The sequence below is a fragment of the Mycetohabitans endofungorum genome (assembly GCF_037477895.1).
GTDB lineage: Bacteria > Pseudomonadota > Gammaproteobacteria > Burkholderiales > Burkholderiaceae > Mycetohabitans.
Genome location: NZ_CP132745.1, coordinates 391,796 through 406,145, shown reverse-complemented (window position 1 = coordinate 406,145; position 14,350 = coordinate 391,796). Strand labels below are relative to the sequence as shown.

Genomic DNA, 14,350 nt, shown 5'->3' with positions numbered 1-14,350 from the left:
ACAATCAGGAGCGCGTAAAAATGATCGAAAGTACTGCGATTCTTGGCGTTGCGGTTGGCCTGGTGTTGGCATTGACCGGTGCAGGCGGTGCGATTCTTGCGGTACCGCTGCTGTTATTTGCGCTGGATCTGAGCGTTGCGCGGGCTGGGCCGATAGCACTGCTTGCGGTGGGCATGTCGGCAGCGGTCGGCGCGGCAATTGGCTTGCGCAGTGGGATTGTCCGCTACCGGGCGGCCGCGCTGATGGCGGTAAGCGGCATGGTTGGGTCGCCGATCGGCCTGTGGGCCGCGCGCTGGCTACCGAACGGGCCGTTGGCGCTCGTCTTCGCGTGCGTGTTGGCGGGGGTATCGTGGCGCATGCTTCTGCAGGGTCATGCGTGTGCCAGCCATTCGGATCGATGTGCGACGCGCATGAGCATGTCACCGCCTCGTCAACTGGACCACGCGAGCGGGCACTTCGTTTGGACCGCCTCCTGCGCGCGTGCGTTGATCGCGTTGGGTGCCGGTGCCGGATTTCTGTCCGGCTTGCTTGGAGTGGGGGGCGGCTTCGTGATCGTGCCGGCGCTCAGGCGAGCGACGAACGCGCCAATGCAGGCGATCGTCGCAACGTCGTTGGCGGTGGTCGCGTTGGTCTCGACGGCTGGCATCGCCGCTAGTGCGCTGGCTGGACGGATGGACTGGCCAGTGGGCTTGCCGTTCGCCGCCGGTGCTGTCGCCGGCATGCTCGGTGGATGCCGAATCGCCGCGCGGTTGAGTGGACCCCGCCTGCAACAGGTTTTTGCGGTGGTGGCTGGGTTGGTTGCGCTTGGCATGATGGTCAAAGTGCTGTTCGCTTCGCCCGGTTGGTCGGCATGAGCTACGGTGCGCGTGGCGATCCAGTGGGTTTCGCTTGCCGGGTGGAGAAGGGCCTAACTCGCGGCGACGACTGGGTGGAAGTGAACTACACGTTTGCGCGCATGGCGGGCAGCCAGCCCATGGGCGAGGCGCTGTTGTTTGGCGCCAGCAAAAATGCGGGCAGCCAGGCCAACAAGAGCGTGATGACGGTGCGTACCTGCTATCCGTACCAAACTTTGCAGATCCGGTCAGGGGACGGCGTGCTGGTCATGGATTTGTGGATCGTATACGTGCCGCTAGATGCGGCGCAGCGTACGAACCGCACGTTCGGCCTGCTTTCCATCCGTAAGCCCAAAATGACGTTCGCGCTGGACCTAGCCTGGCCGCTGCTGATCTGGTTCACCGAGCGCATCTTCAAGGAGGACCGCTGGATCGTGGAGCGGGAGCAAGAGGCCCACGATAGGCAGGGCGCGGATTGGAACTGCGAGTTGTTTCCGGTTATCAATGAGTTGCGCGACTTGCTGCGCCACTGTGGCGGCCGCACGGTGATCCCAATTCGCGAGACGGGCAACAGGGTTTGACGTCCCACGGGTCCCCATTATTTTAATCGAGTCCATTTCGTTCTCGACACCGCCCGCGGACGTCGATCTGCGGGTTCCGGACAGCCGTCAATTTTGATTAGCCGATAGATCATTATTGATTTCGTCTGGGTTTGTTTAACTCGTATTTCATGGTCTTTGTTCAGATTGGACTTCTTCATCGAGTGGCCGCGTCATCCTGCGTTACGTTTGCCGTGGGCGGTTTGAGGTCATCGGCAAGGGCAAGCAGTGCGACCAATGCATTGATGCACTGCATACGCATTGGCGCGATCGTGGTCGGCATGTGAAAAACCTTGGCCGACTGTGGCGCGATCAAGATCGTGGCTCAGGGCAAGTTTGGATGAGATGTGACGCGGGTCTTGCCGGTGCGGGAAGAATTCAACATTAGGCTATCTGTCGTCCGCTACCTTCGAAATTGACGCAGACACAAACTATCTAACTGCTCGATATTATTGGGCCATGGCATGGTGCCTGGGGGTGGTACAGTGGTGTGCAGCGACAACGGCTGATGGACACCACTGTACCCAAAAATCCAGCAGCAGAGTGCGTTACATGTGTGCGAGACGCTGGTGCAGATGCGCTGCCCCCGCAAGGGCAAGACTCGCATGGCGTACCTGCGAAGTTATACTTCGACATAGTTCATCGGAATGTGCTCGATTATTTAGAACTGCGTTTTAAAGCAGACTTGGATTCATCGAAAATCCGCGGACGGACAAACCATTCGGATTGTAAGTTGCTGAGATGCTCGAGCGGCCATCACGTTTGCGCTATGCACCGGTCAAGCCGGTGATGCATCGGCGGTGCGAGTTGTTCGAGAGCCTGGAGGCGGTCAATCGTGCGCTGCATTTGGACGACGTAAGTGGGCGTGCCAATAGCGTGATGACATGACGAGACAAATGCCGCAGCCCAAAAAACTTGAACTTTTGTTGAACTTGTGAGAAATTTCGTTTCGTCCGAACGAGGGGCATGCAGCGAAATGAGGCATGATGGTTCGCTGAGGCAAGTGCAGTACCGTGGTCTTCGATCCATGCAAGCGATGTTTGGGGCACGATAATGAAAGAGAATACTGGCTTGACTCAACGACACTTTCCTCAGGTGCGCAGTACACACTCAGCCTCTTTTTCCTACTGTCAGTTTTACGAGCACGGCGGTAACGTTGCGTGATAACTGATCAAGCATTATTCACTTTTCTGCTCATTGTTTAACGGCTCATGCTGACGTGTGTCGGCGCGATGCGGTGCTTTAATCCAGCTGGTGCATGAATCGCTTTGCGTGCGAAGCGAAAGTGTTCCTTTTTTGGTAGAAAGGTATGAGCGTTTTCGACGATGCATTCGATAAGCTTATCGGCAACGAAGGCGGTTATTCCAATAACCCTCATGATCCGGGGGGCGAGACGATGTGGGGCGTGACCCAGCGCGTCGCGCGCGCATGGGGCTACACCGGACCGATGCGGGAGTTACCGCGTGAGACAGCGAAACAGATCGCCAAGGCCCTGTACTGGGATCCATTGCACTGTGACCGCTATGACGCACGGGTCGCGTTTCAAATTTTTGATGCCAACTACAACGGTGGTCACGTTGTTATCTGGATGCAGCAGGCCAGTGGCGCATTCGCCGACGGCAAACTCGGACCCAAGACGATCGCTGCGGTGCAGGCAGTCGATCCTGAGCTTTTCATTATGCGTTTTATTGCCGCGCGCTTGACTTACTTGACCGCGCTGCAAACTTGGCCAAGCTTTGGCCGCGGCTGGGCGCGACGCATCGCGACTAACTTAAGAGTGGCAGGAGCCTGACCATGTTACCGATTGTTCTCGCACTCGCACAATTCGCGCCGCAGATCGCGCATTGGATTGGCGGCAGTCAAGCCGAGCAGGTGGCCCAAAAAGTGATCAATATCGCCCAAACTGTCACGAGCACGAACACTCCGGAACAGGCGCTAGCTGCGATCCAGGCAAACCCGGACCTTGCCTACCGGTTTCAGGAGTCGATCGTTGAGAGCCAGGTCGACTTGCAGCGCATTGCCGCGGATGTGGAAAAGACACGCATTACGGCCAATGTGGAAACCGCGAAGACGAATGCGGCTGATCGCGCCAACGCTCGGCAAATGGCTTTGACTGAACACGATCACACTCCGCGTAACTTGGCCTATCTGTACACAGTTGGCTTATTTTTGGTGATTGGTGCGCATTTCTGGTTGTTGTTCGCTCGCATACCCGTCAATCCGGTCGCCTTTGGCGTGCTGGGCAATATTGAGGGAGTGCTGATTGCGATGGTGCTGGGAGCCAAAGAATTCTTTTTTGGCTCGTCGTCGACAGCAACCAAGCAGGCGGCGGTGATTACCAGCTTCGCGACTGACCCGGACACGCATGTGACGACCCAAACGATGAACGGTGTACCGACGTCTGCTCAAACAACATTGCCCACTACAGCAAGCAACAAATCATAAGTATTAACCCAATAATGCAAGCGGGTGCAGCAGTTTAGGCGTTAACGAGAGGACGCAGTGTGAAGTGAAAAAGGCGCATTTCATACGAATTGGCGTGTAAGCAACCGCTTGTTCCGAGCAGGGAGATCAGCGCGGAATGCATCAAGCATATCATCGGCCTGTTCGGCGCTCATGCGTCCCACCGATGCGGGCCAGAACGCATCGTCCAATGTAAACCCTCGACATTGACGATTCGGTGTACCAGCTGCGGAAACCGGTGCACGAACAGCATCGCGACGGCGTCACCGACGAAGTGGCCGACCACATTGACCGGCGTCGCCGGCCATTGCGTATGAACGAGTGCGCGCAGATGCTCCACTTGCCATCGAGCGATAACGCATCGAATACCATGTCCTGGTACCAGCCGTAGCCGAGCAGGTCGGGCGCGGCATGCGTGCACCGGCCCGGCCGCTCAAATGCGCCGCATGACGGCAAGGCCGACGTGATCACGCCTGCGGCACTACGCGCGTCGCGACCTCCGGAAAGATCCGGTTGACCAGCGTAATTGGGATCGCTGTCCAGAACTGCGTCGAACCGGTTACGATTGGTTCAGCATCACGGAGCGCGCAGCAATCCGATCGTCAGATCGCTTCATACAGCGGCAGCGTCAGAAAGTCGGTGAACGTGCCCGACGTCGACATCTGCTCGAAGATCTGCGCGGCCCGATCATACGGCGCAGTGTCACCACTGACGACGGCCTTGACCTTGGCGAGTTCCTCGACGCTCAGCGCGCGCACGAGTTCCGCGGTCACCTTGCGGCCGTCATCGAGCTTGCCCTTCGGCGAGTGGATCCACTGCCACACCTGAGAACGCGAGATCTCGGCGGTTGCCGCGTCTTCCATCAGATTGTGGATCGGCACGCAGCCGTTGCCCGCCAGCCATGAGCCAAGGTAATGGATGCCCACGTTGATGTTGTTGCGCAAGCCGGCTTCGGTGATCGGCGCTTGCGGACGGAAGTCGAGCAGATCCTTGGCGGTGACTTGCACGTCGTCGCGTTGCTTGCTGATCTGGTTGGCGTTGTCGCCGAGCACCTTGACGAACGCTTCCATTGCGATCGGCACCAGGCCGGGGTGGGCGACCCAGCCGCCATCGTAGCCATCGCCTGCATCACGCGCCTTGTCCGAGCGCACGCCGGCCAGCGCCTTGTCGTTGGCAGCCGGATCGTTCTTGATCGGGATCAGCGCGCTCATGCCGCCGATCGCCGGCGCATTGCGCCGGTGACAGGTCTTGACCAGCAGTAACGCATACGCCCGCATGAACGGCGCAGTCATCGTCACCTGGGCACGATCGGCGAGGCAGAAGTCGTTGTCGGTCTTGAATTTCTTGATCGCTGAAAAGATATAGTCCCAGCGCCCTGCGTTCAGCCCGGCACTGTGCTCACGCAGCTCGTACAGGATCTCGTCCATCTCGAACGCGGCGAGGATGGTCTCGACCAGCACGGTTGCGCGGACCGTGCCGTGTGGGATGCCGAGTGCCTGTTGCGCGGCGACGAACACATCATTCCACAACCGCGCTTCCAGGTGGCTTTCCATCTTCGGCAGGTAGAAATACGGACCGGTGCCGCGCGACAGTTGCTCCTTGGCGTTGTGGAAGAGGAACAACGCGAAGTCGAACAGCGCGCCGGACACGCGTTGGTCATCGATCGTCACATGCTTCTCGTCGAGGTGCCAGCCGCGGGGGCGTACCAGCAACGTCGCGATCTTGTCGTTGAGCTGGTATGACTTGCCGTTCTGCTCTAATGAGATTGTGCGTCGCACCGCGTCCTTCAGGTTGATCTGGCCTTGGATCTGGTTGTCCCAGTTCGGCGCGTTTGAATCCTCGAAGTCGGTCATGTACGAGTCCGCACCGGAGTTTAGCGCGTTGATGATCATTTTGCGCTCGACTGGCCCGGTGATCTCGACACGACGGCATTGCAGGTCGGCAGGCAGCGGCGCGATAGTCCAGCTGCCATCTCGAATGGCTTGAGTCTGAGGCAGAAAGTCGGGCCGTTCGCCGGCATCCAACCGCTTTGCACGCGCCACGCGCGCAGCCAGCAGGGTTTGGCGGCGCGCTTCGAATTGGCGGTGAAGCTGAGCAACTAGCGCGAGTGCGTCATGCGTGAGGATTGCTTCGAAGCCGGGCTTGAGCGGAGCATGAATCTGCACGCCTTCGGGTAGCGAGAGAGACGAGTGTGCCATGACTTCTCCTTAGTTGGTCAAGTTTATTCAGTGATGCGAATAAGATAGGTGAGACGCGCGTTCGATGAACGCAATCATGTCCTGCATGCCGGATCCGGTACCCGCAGCGGGGGTGGACCTTCCAGAGCAGGACGGCAAGATCATAACGATCCGCGTATCCGGCACGATGGAGTGCTCGGATGGCACAGTGCTGCGTGAGTGGTGCCTGGAGGGGCACGGTCTCGCATGGCGCTCGTGGTGGAAGGTGGGTCAGGATATCGCAGCGGGGCGCCTGGTCAGTGTGCTGGACGACTACGCGGCGCCACCGATCGGCATTCACGCAGTGTTCCCGCAGCGGCGTCATTTGCCGTTGCGGGTCCGGCTGTTCATCGATTACCTGAAGCATACGTACAGTCGTCCCGCCTATTGGCGCTGAATTTCCTCCCTGATTCCGCCGCGCACGCATCGCCGCATCGGCGATACGTCGCACGCAGACGCTCTTTTTTGTCGGGGGCGGTCAGCCGACGCGGTTTACGACCTTCTTGCTGTCAAAGAACTGTTCATCTTCGGTGGAGCCATGCAGTGCAGTCGTCGACGCTTCGCGCTCGACCGTCTGCGTGATCGTGTCGAAGTAGCCGGTGCCGACTTCACGTTGGTGCTTGACCGCGGTGAAACCCTTTTCGGCTGCGGCGAACTCGGCCTGCTGCAAGTCAACGAAGGCGCTCATCTGGTTGCGCGCGTAGCCGTACGCGAGATTGAACATCGAGTAGTTCAAGCTGTGGAAGCCGGCCAACGTGATGAACTGAAACTTGTAGCCCATCGCACCGAGTTCCTTCTGGAATTTTGCGATCGTTGCATCGTCCAGATTCTTTTTCCAGTTGAACGACGGTGAACAGTTGTACGACAGCAGCTTGCCCGGGAATGCCTTGTGAATTGCTTCGGCAAACTTCTTTGCGTATTCCAGGTCTGGCTTGCCGGTCTCGCACCAGATTAGGTCGGCATACGGCGCGTACGCCAGGCCGCGCGAGATCGCTTGCTCCAAGCCCGGACGGGTCCGGAAGAAGCCTTCGACCGTGCGTTCGCCAGTGAGGAATGGCTTGTCGTTGCCGTCGATATCGGAGGTGATCAGGTCGGCGGCTTGCGCGTCGGTGCGGGCCACCAATACCGTTGGCGTATCGCTGACATCAGCCGCGAGCCGCGCCGAAATGAGCTTGGCCACCGCTTCGCGGGTCGGCACCAGCACCTTGCCGCCCATGTGGCCGCACTTCTTGACGGCGGCGAGCTGATCCTCGAAGTGCACACCGGCCGCACCCGCTTCGATCATCGCTTTCATCAACTCGTATGCGTTCAGCACACCGCCAAAGCCGGCTTCGGCGTCCGCGACAATCGGCGCGAAGAAGTCGATGTAGCCTTCGTCACCCGGATTCTTGCCTTCGGACCATTGGATCTGATCAGCGCGGGTCAGCGTGTTGTTGATGCGCTTGACGACCAGCGGCACCGAGTTGGCCGGGTACAGTGATTGGTCCGGATACATTTCGCCAGCGACGTTGGCATCGCCCGCCACTTGCCAGCCGGACAAATAGATTGCCTTCAACCCGGCCTTGACCTGCTGCATCGCCTGGTTGCCGGTCAATGCGCCAAGCGCGTTGACGAACGGCTCTTCGTTGATCAGTGTCCACAGCTTCTCGGCGCCGCGCTGAGCAAGCGTGTGCTCGACCGGTACCGAGCCACGCAAGCGAATCACGTCTTCTGCGGTGTAGCCGCGCTTGATGCCCTTCCAGCGTGGATTGGTTTCCCACTGGGCCTGTAGTTTTTGCGCTTCCTGTTGGCGAGACATAGCGTTCTCCTTGCTCGAATGACGTATTGGGTAGCCTGGATGACTTCGGTTTCGCACCGCCCAGGTTAGCGTTGCGTTGGGAAGTCTTATATAAGAGATTAGGCAAACCGAGCCGAGCGAAACAGGGGCGGAAAGCGTTTTGTTGAATATATTTAAACCATAAAAATCAAATATTTAAAAAATATATTTCATTATATGAAATTACGTTTTCTATCCTGCAAAAGAACTTTTGTGCTACGCACCACATATTTTTATGACACAAAAGATTATTTCATATAATGAAATTTTTGATCCGAACGCCAGCCGTACGGTGCAATAAGTACGGCGCGAAAAAAATGGCGCCGCAGGGCGCCATCTCTCGGAGCGTCGGGCTCGCCGGCCCGCTCGCGTCAGAACGGTCAGTCGTCGTAGCGTGACGTACGGCGATCGTCATCCCGACGACGCGCCGGCCCGCGCGAATCCGCAAAACCGCCTCGGCCACGGTCATTACCGGCGCGGGTGTCACTGAATCCGCCACGATAGCCGGCCTCGCGGCCACCGCCTTCGCGGCTACCACCACCACCGGCACCGTGTCGAGCGTTGCCGTAACCGTTGCTCGTTCCTCGCCCTTGATAGCCGCCGCCGGCGCCCCGCCCGTGGCCGCGCGGCGGCGTGCCGCGACGTGCCGGTGCACGTGTGGACGGTGCTCGCTTGGGCTCGAATCCGGCGATCACGTTGACAGGCAGCGGCGTGCGCACGAATCGCTCGATCCGCTTCAGGGCGCCGACTTCAGCATGGTGCACAAGGCTGACAGCGATGCCGCTGCGCCCCGCACGTCCGGTCCGGCCGATCCGGTGCACGTAGTCTTCTGCGAATTTGGGCAAATCGTAATTGAACACGTGCGTGATGCCGGGTATGTCGATGCCACGCGCGGCGACATCTGTCGCGACCAATACGCGCACGCGTCGTTCACGCAACGCGCGGATTGTCCGGTTGCGCGCGCCTTGCGGCAAGTCGCCATGCAATGCGGCGGAGGCGAAGCCGTCTTCGGCCAGCCTGGCGGCGATCACGTCCGCGTCATTCTTTGTCGCAGTGAACACAATCGCTTGATCGAGTGCGCCGTCAGCCAACAGATGCGTCAGCAGCCGATCCTTATGGGCGCGGTCGTCGACGTAGTGGATGGACTGCACAATGTTCGCGCGCGACTCCGGCTCACGACGGATCTCGATCCGTTCGGCGTCGCTAAGAAAGCGCTGCGCCAGCGAACCTACCTTGCCGTCGAGCGTCGCCGAGAACAGCAGCGTCTGCCGTGTGGCCGGGGTGCGGTCGATGATCGCCTCGATGTCTTCGATGAACCCCATGTCGAGCATCCGGTCGGCTTCGTCGAGCACCAGCATCTGTAACTGGGACAGGTCAATGCGGCCGCGTTCGAGGTGATCGATCAGCCGGCCGGGAGTGGCAACCAGGATTTCGGGGTTCTTCGCCAGCAGCATCAATTGCTGGCCATAGGCGACCCCGCCCAGAATGCTGACCGTGCGCAGTCGCCGCAGGTGCTTGCCATAGGTGGTCGCCGCAGTGGTCACCTGCATCGCGAGTTCGCGTGTCGGTGTAAGCACCAGCAGCGCCGGTTTGGCGACAGGTTGCTCGCGGCGATGACGGCGCTCGCCCCGATCACCGCGCTGTGCCTGATGCGCGGGCTGGTTCGCGCGCTGGCCAAGCGTGCCGGCTTTTTGCATCTGTGCGAAGCGCTCGATCGCGGGCAGCATGAATGCCGCGGTCTTGCCCGAGCCGGTCGGGCTCGAGACTAGCAGATCGTGGCCGGCGAGTGCAGCCGGTATCGCGCGCTGCTGGACCGGCGTTGGTGCGTGATAGCCGGCGGCGGTCAGCGCGGAGACGATTTCCGGCGACAGGCCGAGCGCTATAAAGCCGTCACCGCGGGGGGTATCGTTGTTCGCCGTATCGGCGGTCTGTGCAGCGTCGATGGCCGCGCTTGCTGCGGAGTCGGGTTGCTGCGCGGCAATCGTCGTGGCCATTGCATCAGGTGCCGGCGTGGCGGCGGCTGCGTGCACTGCCGTGGCGGAGGGGGCTTCAGCAGCCGGCGTGGGCGCCACCGGCGCGTCGCCGTGCGACGAGGGGGCATCGTTGCCGAAAAGTTCACGCGCCAGCGCGCCGAGTGACGAGGGGGAATTCGAGGTCATGACGATCCTATGAGTTTCGCGCCTGCGCGGCGCGAACCGGTCCGGAAAAATGCGAGAGGCGCCAATCGGCAGCCACGATCGTCGGATGCGATGAACGATATCCGTTCACCAGATCGAAAAACGGGCATGGCTCGTGAAATGCGAGCCGATGTTAGAACCTGTAACGGTGCGAACCGCCCAACGCGGAAACGCGAACCTTGCTTGGTCTACAACCGCACCCAAAAGCGGGCAAAGGTGGGAGGGGACAGTTTCTAAACGGGGATTGGAGCAAAACGCTGCAAAAACGCGCGACCCAGCCAAACAATATAGTAGTTCACCGGCGCGCGAAGCCTCGATTCTATCCGAATTTGCTGCGCTGCGCTACCTGCTGCGAGCAAGATCGCGCTGTGCCCGCCGGCGCGGGCGCGCAGTATCACGACGCGGTGCCGTTCTTCAACGATTCGACCAACTCGACGTATTGGTGCTTGGCGGTGTCCTGCGACGTGCCTTTCAGCGCGGCCCAGGCGTCGTACTTATACTTGCCGACGATATCGGCTAAGCCGGGCTTGTCGCCGTACACGTCACCTTCCGTGGCTTGCTTGAACAGCGCATATAAGCGCAGCAACGTTAGGTTGCTGGGGCGCTCCGGCAATTGCCTAACTTCGTTCTGCGCCTGCGCGAACCGCGCATCGATCTCACTCATCGTGACCCTCCTTGGCCCTGTCCATCCATCCTGAACGGCCGAGTGTAGTCGGAACGTGCCGCCCTGTGCTGGAGCAAGTCCTCCAAATAATAGAGTTGACGCGGGCCGGCATTACAATAGCGGTTATGACGCCTCATGCCTTGCTTGCTCTCGATACGTCGACCGAATTCTGCTCGGTCGCGGTGTTCCATCTGCCGCCTGCCGCCGGTTCGCCGCGCGTGATCAGCCGCCATGAGCACACTGGCCCGGTTTCCAGCGCACGCGTGCTGCCCGCGGTACGGGAAGTGCTGGAGGAAGCGACACTCACACTGACTGATTGCGCCGCGGTGGCGTTCGGCGCGGGGCCCGGCTCGTTCACCGGTCTGCGCACGGCGGCTGGCGTGGCGCAGGGTCTGGCATTCGGGCTGGGTGTGCCGGTGGTGCCGGTTGGCACGTTGCTCGTCTGCGCGGAACGCGCGCGCGCATCGGATCCAGATGCAGGACGCGTGCTTGTCGCGCTCGACGCCCGGATGGGCGAGGTCTATTGGGCGGACTTTGCGTGGGACGACACGCTCGCCGACTGGCGGGTATGCCATCCTGCCGCGCTCGCCGCGCCCGATCGCGTGCCGGCTCCGGACGAGCCGTTTACGCTAGCCGGCAATGCATCGTCTGTGTTCGGCGACGCGCTGGGTGCCGCGACGCGGGCGCGCGTGATCGACCCTTGCGCGATGCCGCACGCCCACGCACTGGCGCTAGCCGGCTGGCGTGCGTTGATGGCGGGCCGCGCGTTGCCTGCGCACCTGGCCACGCCCGAGTACGTGCGCGACAAAGTCGCGCAGACCACTGACGAGCGCGCGGCGGCCCGTGTGCTCAAAGATTCGGCGAAGGAGGCCCGATGAGCGGCGTGTTGATGACCCAGCGCTATCTGACGCCGATGACCGACAGCGATCTCGATGAGGTCGCGGCGGTCGAGCGCGACGCGTACGAGTTTCCCTGGACGCGAGGCAACTTCGAGGACTCACTGCGCAATGGCTACTTCGGTGTTTGCCTGAGGCACGTCACTGGCGTGTTGGTCGGCTATTGCGTGCTGATGCCGGTCGTGGACGAGATGCACTTATTGAATCTGTGCGTGGCGCCCACCGCGCAAGGCCACGGCGCTGGCTTGACGTTGTTGCGCGAAGCGGTGCGCATCACGCGTGCGCGCCAGCTCGGCAGCGTGCTGCTCGAGGTGCGTCCGTCCAATCAGCGTGCCATGCGGCTGTACGAGCGCTTTGGCTTCATCGTGATCGGCCGGCGCAAGAGTTATTATCCCGCGCGGCACCACGCGCGCGAGGACGCAATCGTGATGCGTTACGGCTTGCACGCTGAGGTGATGCCCGGCGCGCGGCGCGCGGGCACCCCGCTGGAAGCGGAACGGGAGCAGGCCGATGGCGCAGCTTGACGCGATTCTGGAAGAGCTTGGCATTGCGCCGTTGTGGGTCCGCCGCGGCGCGGGGCATGTTCATCGTCCTGGTGACGCTGAGGGCGATGCGCTGTCCTCGGCTCGGGACGTTATGCGCGAGGCCGGCATCGCGCTGCCGTCGCAGCCGCTCCAAGCGACGGATGTGACTGTGCAGGCTTGCGACACGCAAGAGAGTGCAGCGCATGCGCCCTCTCAAGCAAGCCACACGTCGGTTGAGGCCGCGCAGTCGCGAGTTGAAGCGACTAGGGCAGAGGACAGTGCAACTGGACCAGCGGGTGGAGTCGGCAAGGCATTAGAAGGAGTCGAGGCGGCTGAGGGAGTCAAGACGACTGCCGCATCAGCGCCCGGGGCCGCGGCAGACGCGCAACCGGTGCCGATGTTGGATTGGGCAGCGTTGAAGGCGCGCGTCGCGGGCTGTACGTTGTGCCGGCTGTGCGAACGACGCACGAACACGGTGTTCGGCGTCGGCGACGAGACGGCCGACTGGATGCTGGTCGGCGAAGCACCAGGCGAGAACGAGGACAAGCAAGGCGAGCCGTTCGTCGGCCAGGCTGGCAAGCTGCTGGACAACATGTTGCGTGCATTGCAGCTGCGGCGCGGCGACAACGTCTATATCGCGAATGTGCTGAAATGCCGGCCGCCGGGCAATCGCAATCCGGAGCCGGACGAAGTGGTGCGCTGCGAGCCCTACTTGAAACGGCAAGTGGCGCTGGTCAAGCCAAGCGTGATTGTCGCGCTCGGACGGTTCGCCGCGCAGAGCTTGCTGAAGACCGACGCAAGCATTGCTTCGTTGCGGGGGCGTGTGCACGAGTATGAAGGCGTGCCGGTGATCGTCACGTATCATCCGGCGTACCTGTTACGCAGCCTGCGCGACAAGCACAAGGCCTGGAGCGACCTATGTCTGGCTCGTGCGATTCATCGCAAGCGCACCGTCGCGCATTAAGCTGCCATGATCGCGACGCCGGCGCGGCTGCCGACGAGGGCGGCGGCGCGCGGCAGTCGGATGGCCCGGCTGCATTCGCGGCTGCCGCGCGAGAGCGCGTGGGTCACCGGACGCCTGCGCATGCCAGCAGACGCTGCGTTGATCTGCTCCATGCGTATCGCGACGTTGCGGTGCGTGATCTGGCGTGGCTGTTATTGTCGCCCTCGTTGCTTGACGCGCGATATTTCGGCCCACGATTGGCACACGTGCTGGCGCAGCCGCGGCAGCGGCAGCAAGCGCTCGCATGGCTGGCACGGCTCGACGCCGATCCGCGTGCGTTGCATGCGGCTCTGGATGCCCGGCCGCAGTCGCGTCTCGGCTTATATGCGGAGCAGTTGCTCGGCTTCTTCTTACAATATGGCCCCGCAACGCGGTTGATCGCTGCGAACCGGCCCGTGCGGGTCGATGGCCACACACTGGGGGAGTGCGACTTTCTGTTCGTGGATGACGATGCAAGGGCGTGGCATTGGGAACTGACGGTCAAGTGCTATCTCGACGTGGGTGGTCCGCCCGGTTCACTGGCGCGCTATGTGGGGCCGAATTTGGCCGACCGCTTTGACCGTAAGCTGACCCGGTTGCTGACCCACCAGCTGACGCTGAGCCAGCATCCACAAATCGCGGCGTTGGCCGCCGATGGTCGTTGGCAGGCGGCCATGGTCGTGTGCGGCTGGCTGTTCCGTCGCTGGGATTCGAGCGGCGTTGGCGATTCGGACAACGTCAGCGTGAACTGCGCGCCGCGCGGCGATGCCGCGCCGGGATCTGTCGCGCCAGATCACTTACAGGGCTGGTGGACATGTGCCGCGCAGTGGCCCGTATTCGACGCGCCTGCCTGGACGATCGTGCCACGTTTGCGCTGGATGGCGCCGCTGCGGCTGTCCGCCGACGACCCGCGCGTGTATCGCGATTCGACCGCTGTGCTGGTGCGCTGCATCGACTATTGGCGCGACCGGCCGAATCAGCCATTGATGGTGGCGGCGTTAGCCGACGTGCGCGTCAACCAGGACGTCGGCAACCCGGCCGGCGAGTGGTGTGAGTTGGCGCGCGGATTCATCGTGCCGGATGACTGGCCCAAACGTGCGGCCGCGTATACGACGGTTCCGTGACCTCGCGGCTGTCTCTGCGCGACGTCCCTGTACGATGTCCTTCTATGGCGTCTTCG

At 61.4% G+C, this 14,350-nt stretch carries 13 protein-coding genes and 2 pseudogenes; 10 read left to right on the top strand and 5 right to left on the bottom strand.

All coding sequences use genetic code 11. From position 1 onward, the window contains the following. The first annotated feature begins 20 nt into the window (after positions 1-20). The 5 genes and pseudogenes from RA167_RS14000 to RA167_RS13980 all read left to right on the top strand — a co-directional run bounded on the left by RA167_RS14000 (position 21) and on the right by RA167_RS13980 (position 3,877). Positions 21-854 carry a sulfite exporter TauE/SafE family protein gene (locus RA167_RS14000; RefSeq protein ID WP_076788651.1) on the top strand — a complete coding sequence of 278 codons (834 nt, stop codon included), beginning with the start codon at positions 21-23 and terminating at the stop codon, positions 852-854. Positions 855-904: 50 nt separating this feature from the next. Continuing rightward, positions 905-1,414 (top strand): annotated as a pseudogene (locus RA167_RS13995) (aromatic ring-hydroxylating dioxygenase subunit alpha); the annotation flags it as partial. A gap of 759 nt (positions 1,415-2,173) precedes the next feature. After that, complete coding sequence (locus RA167_RS13990) at positions 2,174-2,320, top strand: hypothetical protein (protein ID WP_170872321.1); 147 nt, start codon at positions 2,174-2,176, stop codon at positions 2,318-2,320. Positions 2,321-2,741: 421 nt separating this feature from the next. Next, on the top strand, positions 2,742-3,224 hold the full coding sequence (locus RA167_RS13985) for a glycoside hydrolase family 108 protein (protein WP_076788195.1): 483 nt from the start codon (positions 2,742-2,744) through the stop codon (positions 3,222-3,224). A gap of 80 nt (positions 3,225-3,304) precedes the next feature. Continuing rightward, positions 3,305-3,877: a hypothetical protein gene (locus RA167_RS13980; RefSeq protein WP_237574396.1), complete on the top strand. Its 573-nt coding sequence runs from the start codon at positions 3,305-3,307 to the stop codon at positions 3,875-3,877. Between the two features lie 169 nt (positions 3,878-4,046). On the opposite strand, the gene RA167_RS15725 is transcribed toward RA167_RS13980, so the two are convergent. Beyond that, positions 4,047-4,235: a hypothetical protein gene (locus tag RA167_RS15725; protein WP_076788192.1), complete on the bottom strand. Its 189-nt coding sequence runs from the start codon at positions 4,233-4,235 to the stop codon at positions 4,047-4,049. A 262-nt stretch (positions 4,236-4,497) separates the two neighbouring features. After that, positions 4,498-6,093: a malate synthase A gene (gene aceB / locus RA167_RS13970; RefSeq protein ID WP_076788190.1), complete on the bottom strand. Its 1,596-nt coding sequence runs from the start codon at positions 6,091-6,093 to the stop codon at positions 4,498-4,500. Positions 6,094-6,197: 104 nt separating this feature from the next. Between aceB and RA167_RS13965 the strand changes: the two are divergent. Continuing rightward, a pseudogene (locus RA167_RS13965) lies at positions 6,198-6,508 on the top strand (LysR substrate-binding domain-containing protein); the annotation flags it as partial. A gap of 81 nt (positions 6,509-6,589) precedes the next feature. Here RA167_RS13965 and aceA read toward each other — a convergent pair. The 3 genes from aceA to RA167_RS13950 all read right to left on the bottom strand — a co-directional run bounded on the left by aceA (position 6,590) and on the right by RA167_RS13950 (position 10,768). After that, the gene (aceA, locus tag RA167_RS13960; RefSeq protein WP_076788188.1) at positions 6,590-7,909 is read right to left on the bottom strand and encodes an isocitrate lyase; all 1,320 of its coding nucleotides are present in this window, start codon (positions 7,907-7,909) and stop codon (positions 6,590-6,592) included. Between the two features lie 398 nt (positions 7,910-8,307). Further along, positions 8,308-9,921: a DEAD/DEAH box helicase gene (locus RA167_RS13955; protein WP_076788649.1), complete on the bottom strand. Its 1,614-nt coding sequence runs from the start codon at positions 9,919-9,921 to the stop codon at positions 8,308-8,310. A 577-nt stretch (positions 9,922-10,498) separates the two neighbouring features. Further along, positions 10,499-10,768 (bottom strand): acyl-CoA-binding protein, encoded by a 270-nt coding sequence (locus RA167_RS13950; RefSeq protein WP_076788187.1) that lies wholly within the window; start codon positions 10,766-10,768, stop codon positions 10,499-10,501. Positions 10,769-10,893: 125 nt separating this feature from the next. Here RA167_RS13950 and tsaB point away from each other — a divergent pair, with 125 nt between their 5' ends. The 4 genes from tsaB to RA167_RS13930 are packed head-to-tail and all read left to right on the top strand — an operon-like array spanning position 10,894 to position 14,294. After that, entirely contained in the window at positions 10,894-11,646 is a 753-nt protein-coding gene (gene tsaB / locus RA167_RS13945) for a tRNA (adenosine(37)-N6)-threonylcarbamoyltransferase complex dimerization subunit type 1 TsaB (RefSeq protein ID WP_076788185.1), read from the top strand. Continuing rightward, on the top strand, positions 11,643-12,188 hold the full coding sequence (gene rimI, locus RA167_RS13940) for a ribosomal protein S18-alanine N-acetyltransferase (protein WP_076788183.1): 546 nt from the start codon (positions 11,643-11,645) through the stop codon (positions 12,186-12,188). The genes tsaB and rimI overlap by 4 nt, the downstream gene beginning before the upstream one ends. Continuing rightward, entirely contained in the window at positions 12,175-13,152 is a 978-nt protein-coding gene (locus tag RA167_RS13935) for a uracil-DNA glycosylase (RefSeq protein ID WP_076788181.1), read from the top strand. The genes rimI and RA167_RS13935 overlap by 14 nt, the downstream gene beginning before the upstream one ends. Further along, a complete protein-coding gene (locus RA167_RS13930) occupies positions 13,107-14,294 on the top strand; it encodes a DUF1853 family protein (RefSeq protein WP_237574394.1) in 1,188 nt (395 codons plus the stop codon). The genes RA167_RS13935 and RA167_RS13930 overlap by 46 nt, the downstream gene beginning before the upstream one ends. The last annotated feature ends 56 nt before the right edge of the window (positions 14,295-14,350 follow it).

What these genes read in the sequence shown, in the direction of transcription:
- RA167_RS13935 (WP_076788181.1), top strand. Translation starts at nt 12,175, where the DNA reads ATGGCGCAGCTTGACGCGATTCTGGAAGAGCTTGGCATTGCGCCGTTG.
- RA167_RS13985 (WP_076788195.1), top strand. Translation starts at nt 2,742, where the DNA reads ATGAGCGTTTTCGACGATGCATTCGATAAGCTTATCGGCAACGAAGGC.
- tsaB (WP_076788185.1), top strand. Translation starts at nt 10,894, where the DNA reads ATGACGCCTCATGCCTTGCTTGCTCTCGATACGTCGACCGAATTCTGC.
- rimI (WP_076788183.1), top strand. Translation starts at nt 11,643, where the DNA reads ATGAGCGGCGTGTTGATGACCCAGCGCTATCTGACGCCGATGACCGAC.
- aceA (WP_076788188.1), bottom strand. Translation starts at nt 7,909, where the DNA reads ATGTCTCGCCAACAGGAAGCGCAAAAACTACAGGCCCAGTGGGAAACC.
- RA167_RS14000 (WP_076788651.1), top strand. Translation starts at nt 21, where the DNA reads ATGATCGAAAGTACTGCGATTCTTGGCGTTGCGGTTGGCCTGGTGTTG.
- RA167_RS13950 (WP_076788187.1), bottom strand. Translation starts at nt 10,768, where the DNA reads ATGAGTGAGATCGATGCGCGGTTCGCGCAGGCGCAGAACGAAGTTAGG.
- aceB (WP_076788190.1), bottom strand. Translation starts at nt 6,093, where the DNA reads ATGGCACACTCGTCTCTCTCGCTACCCGAAGGCGTGCAGATTCATGCT.
- RA167_RS13930 (WP_237574394.1), top strand. Translation starts at nt 13,107, where the DNA reads ATGTCTGGCTCGTGCGATTCATCGCAAGCGCACCGTCGCGCATTAAGC.
- RA167_RS13990 (WP_170872321.1), top strand. Translation starts at nt 2,174, where the DNA reads ATGCTCGAGCGGCCATCACGTTTGCGCTATGCACCGGTCAAGCCGGTG.
- RA167_RS13955 (WP_076788649.1), bottom strand. Translation starts at nt 9,921, where the DNA reads ATGGCCACGACGATTGCCGCGCAGCAACCCGACTCCGCAGCAAGCGCG.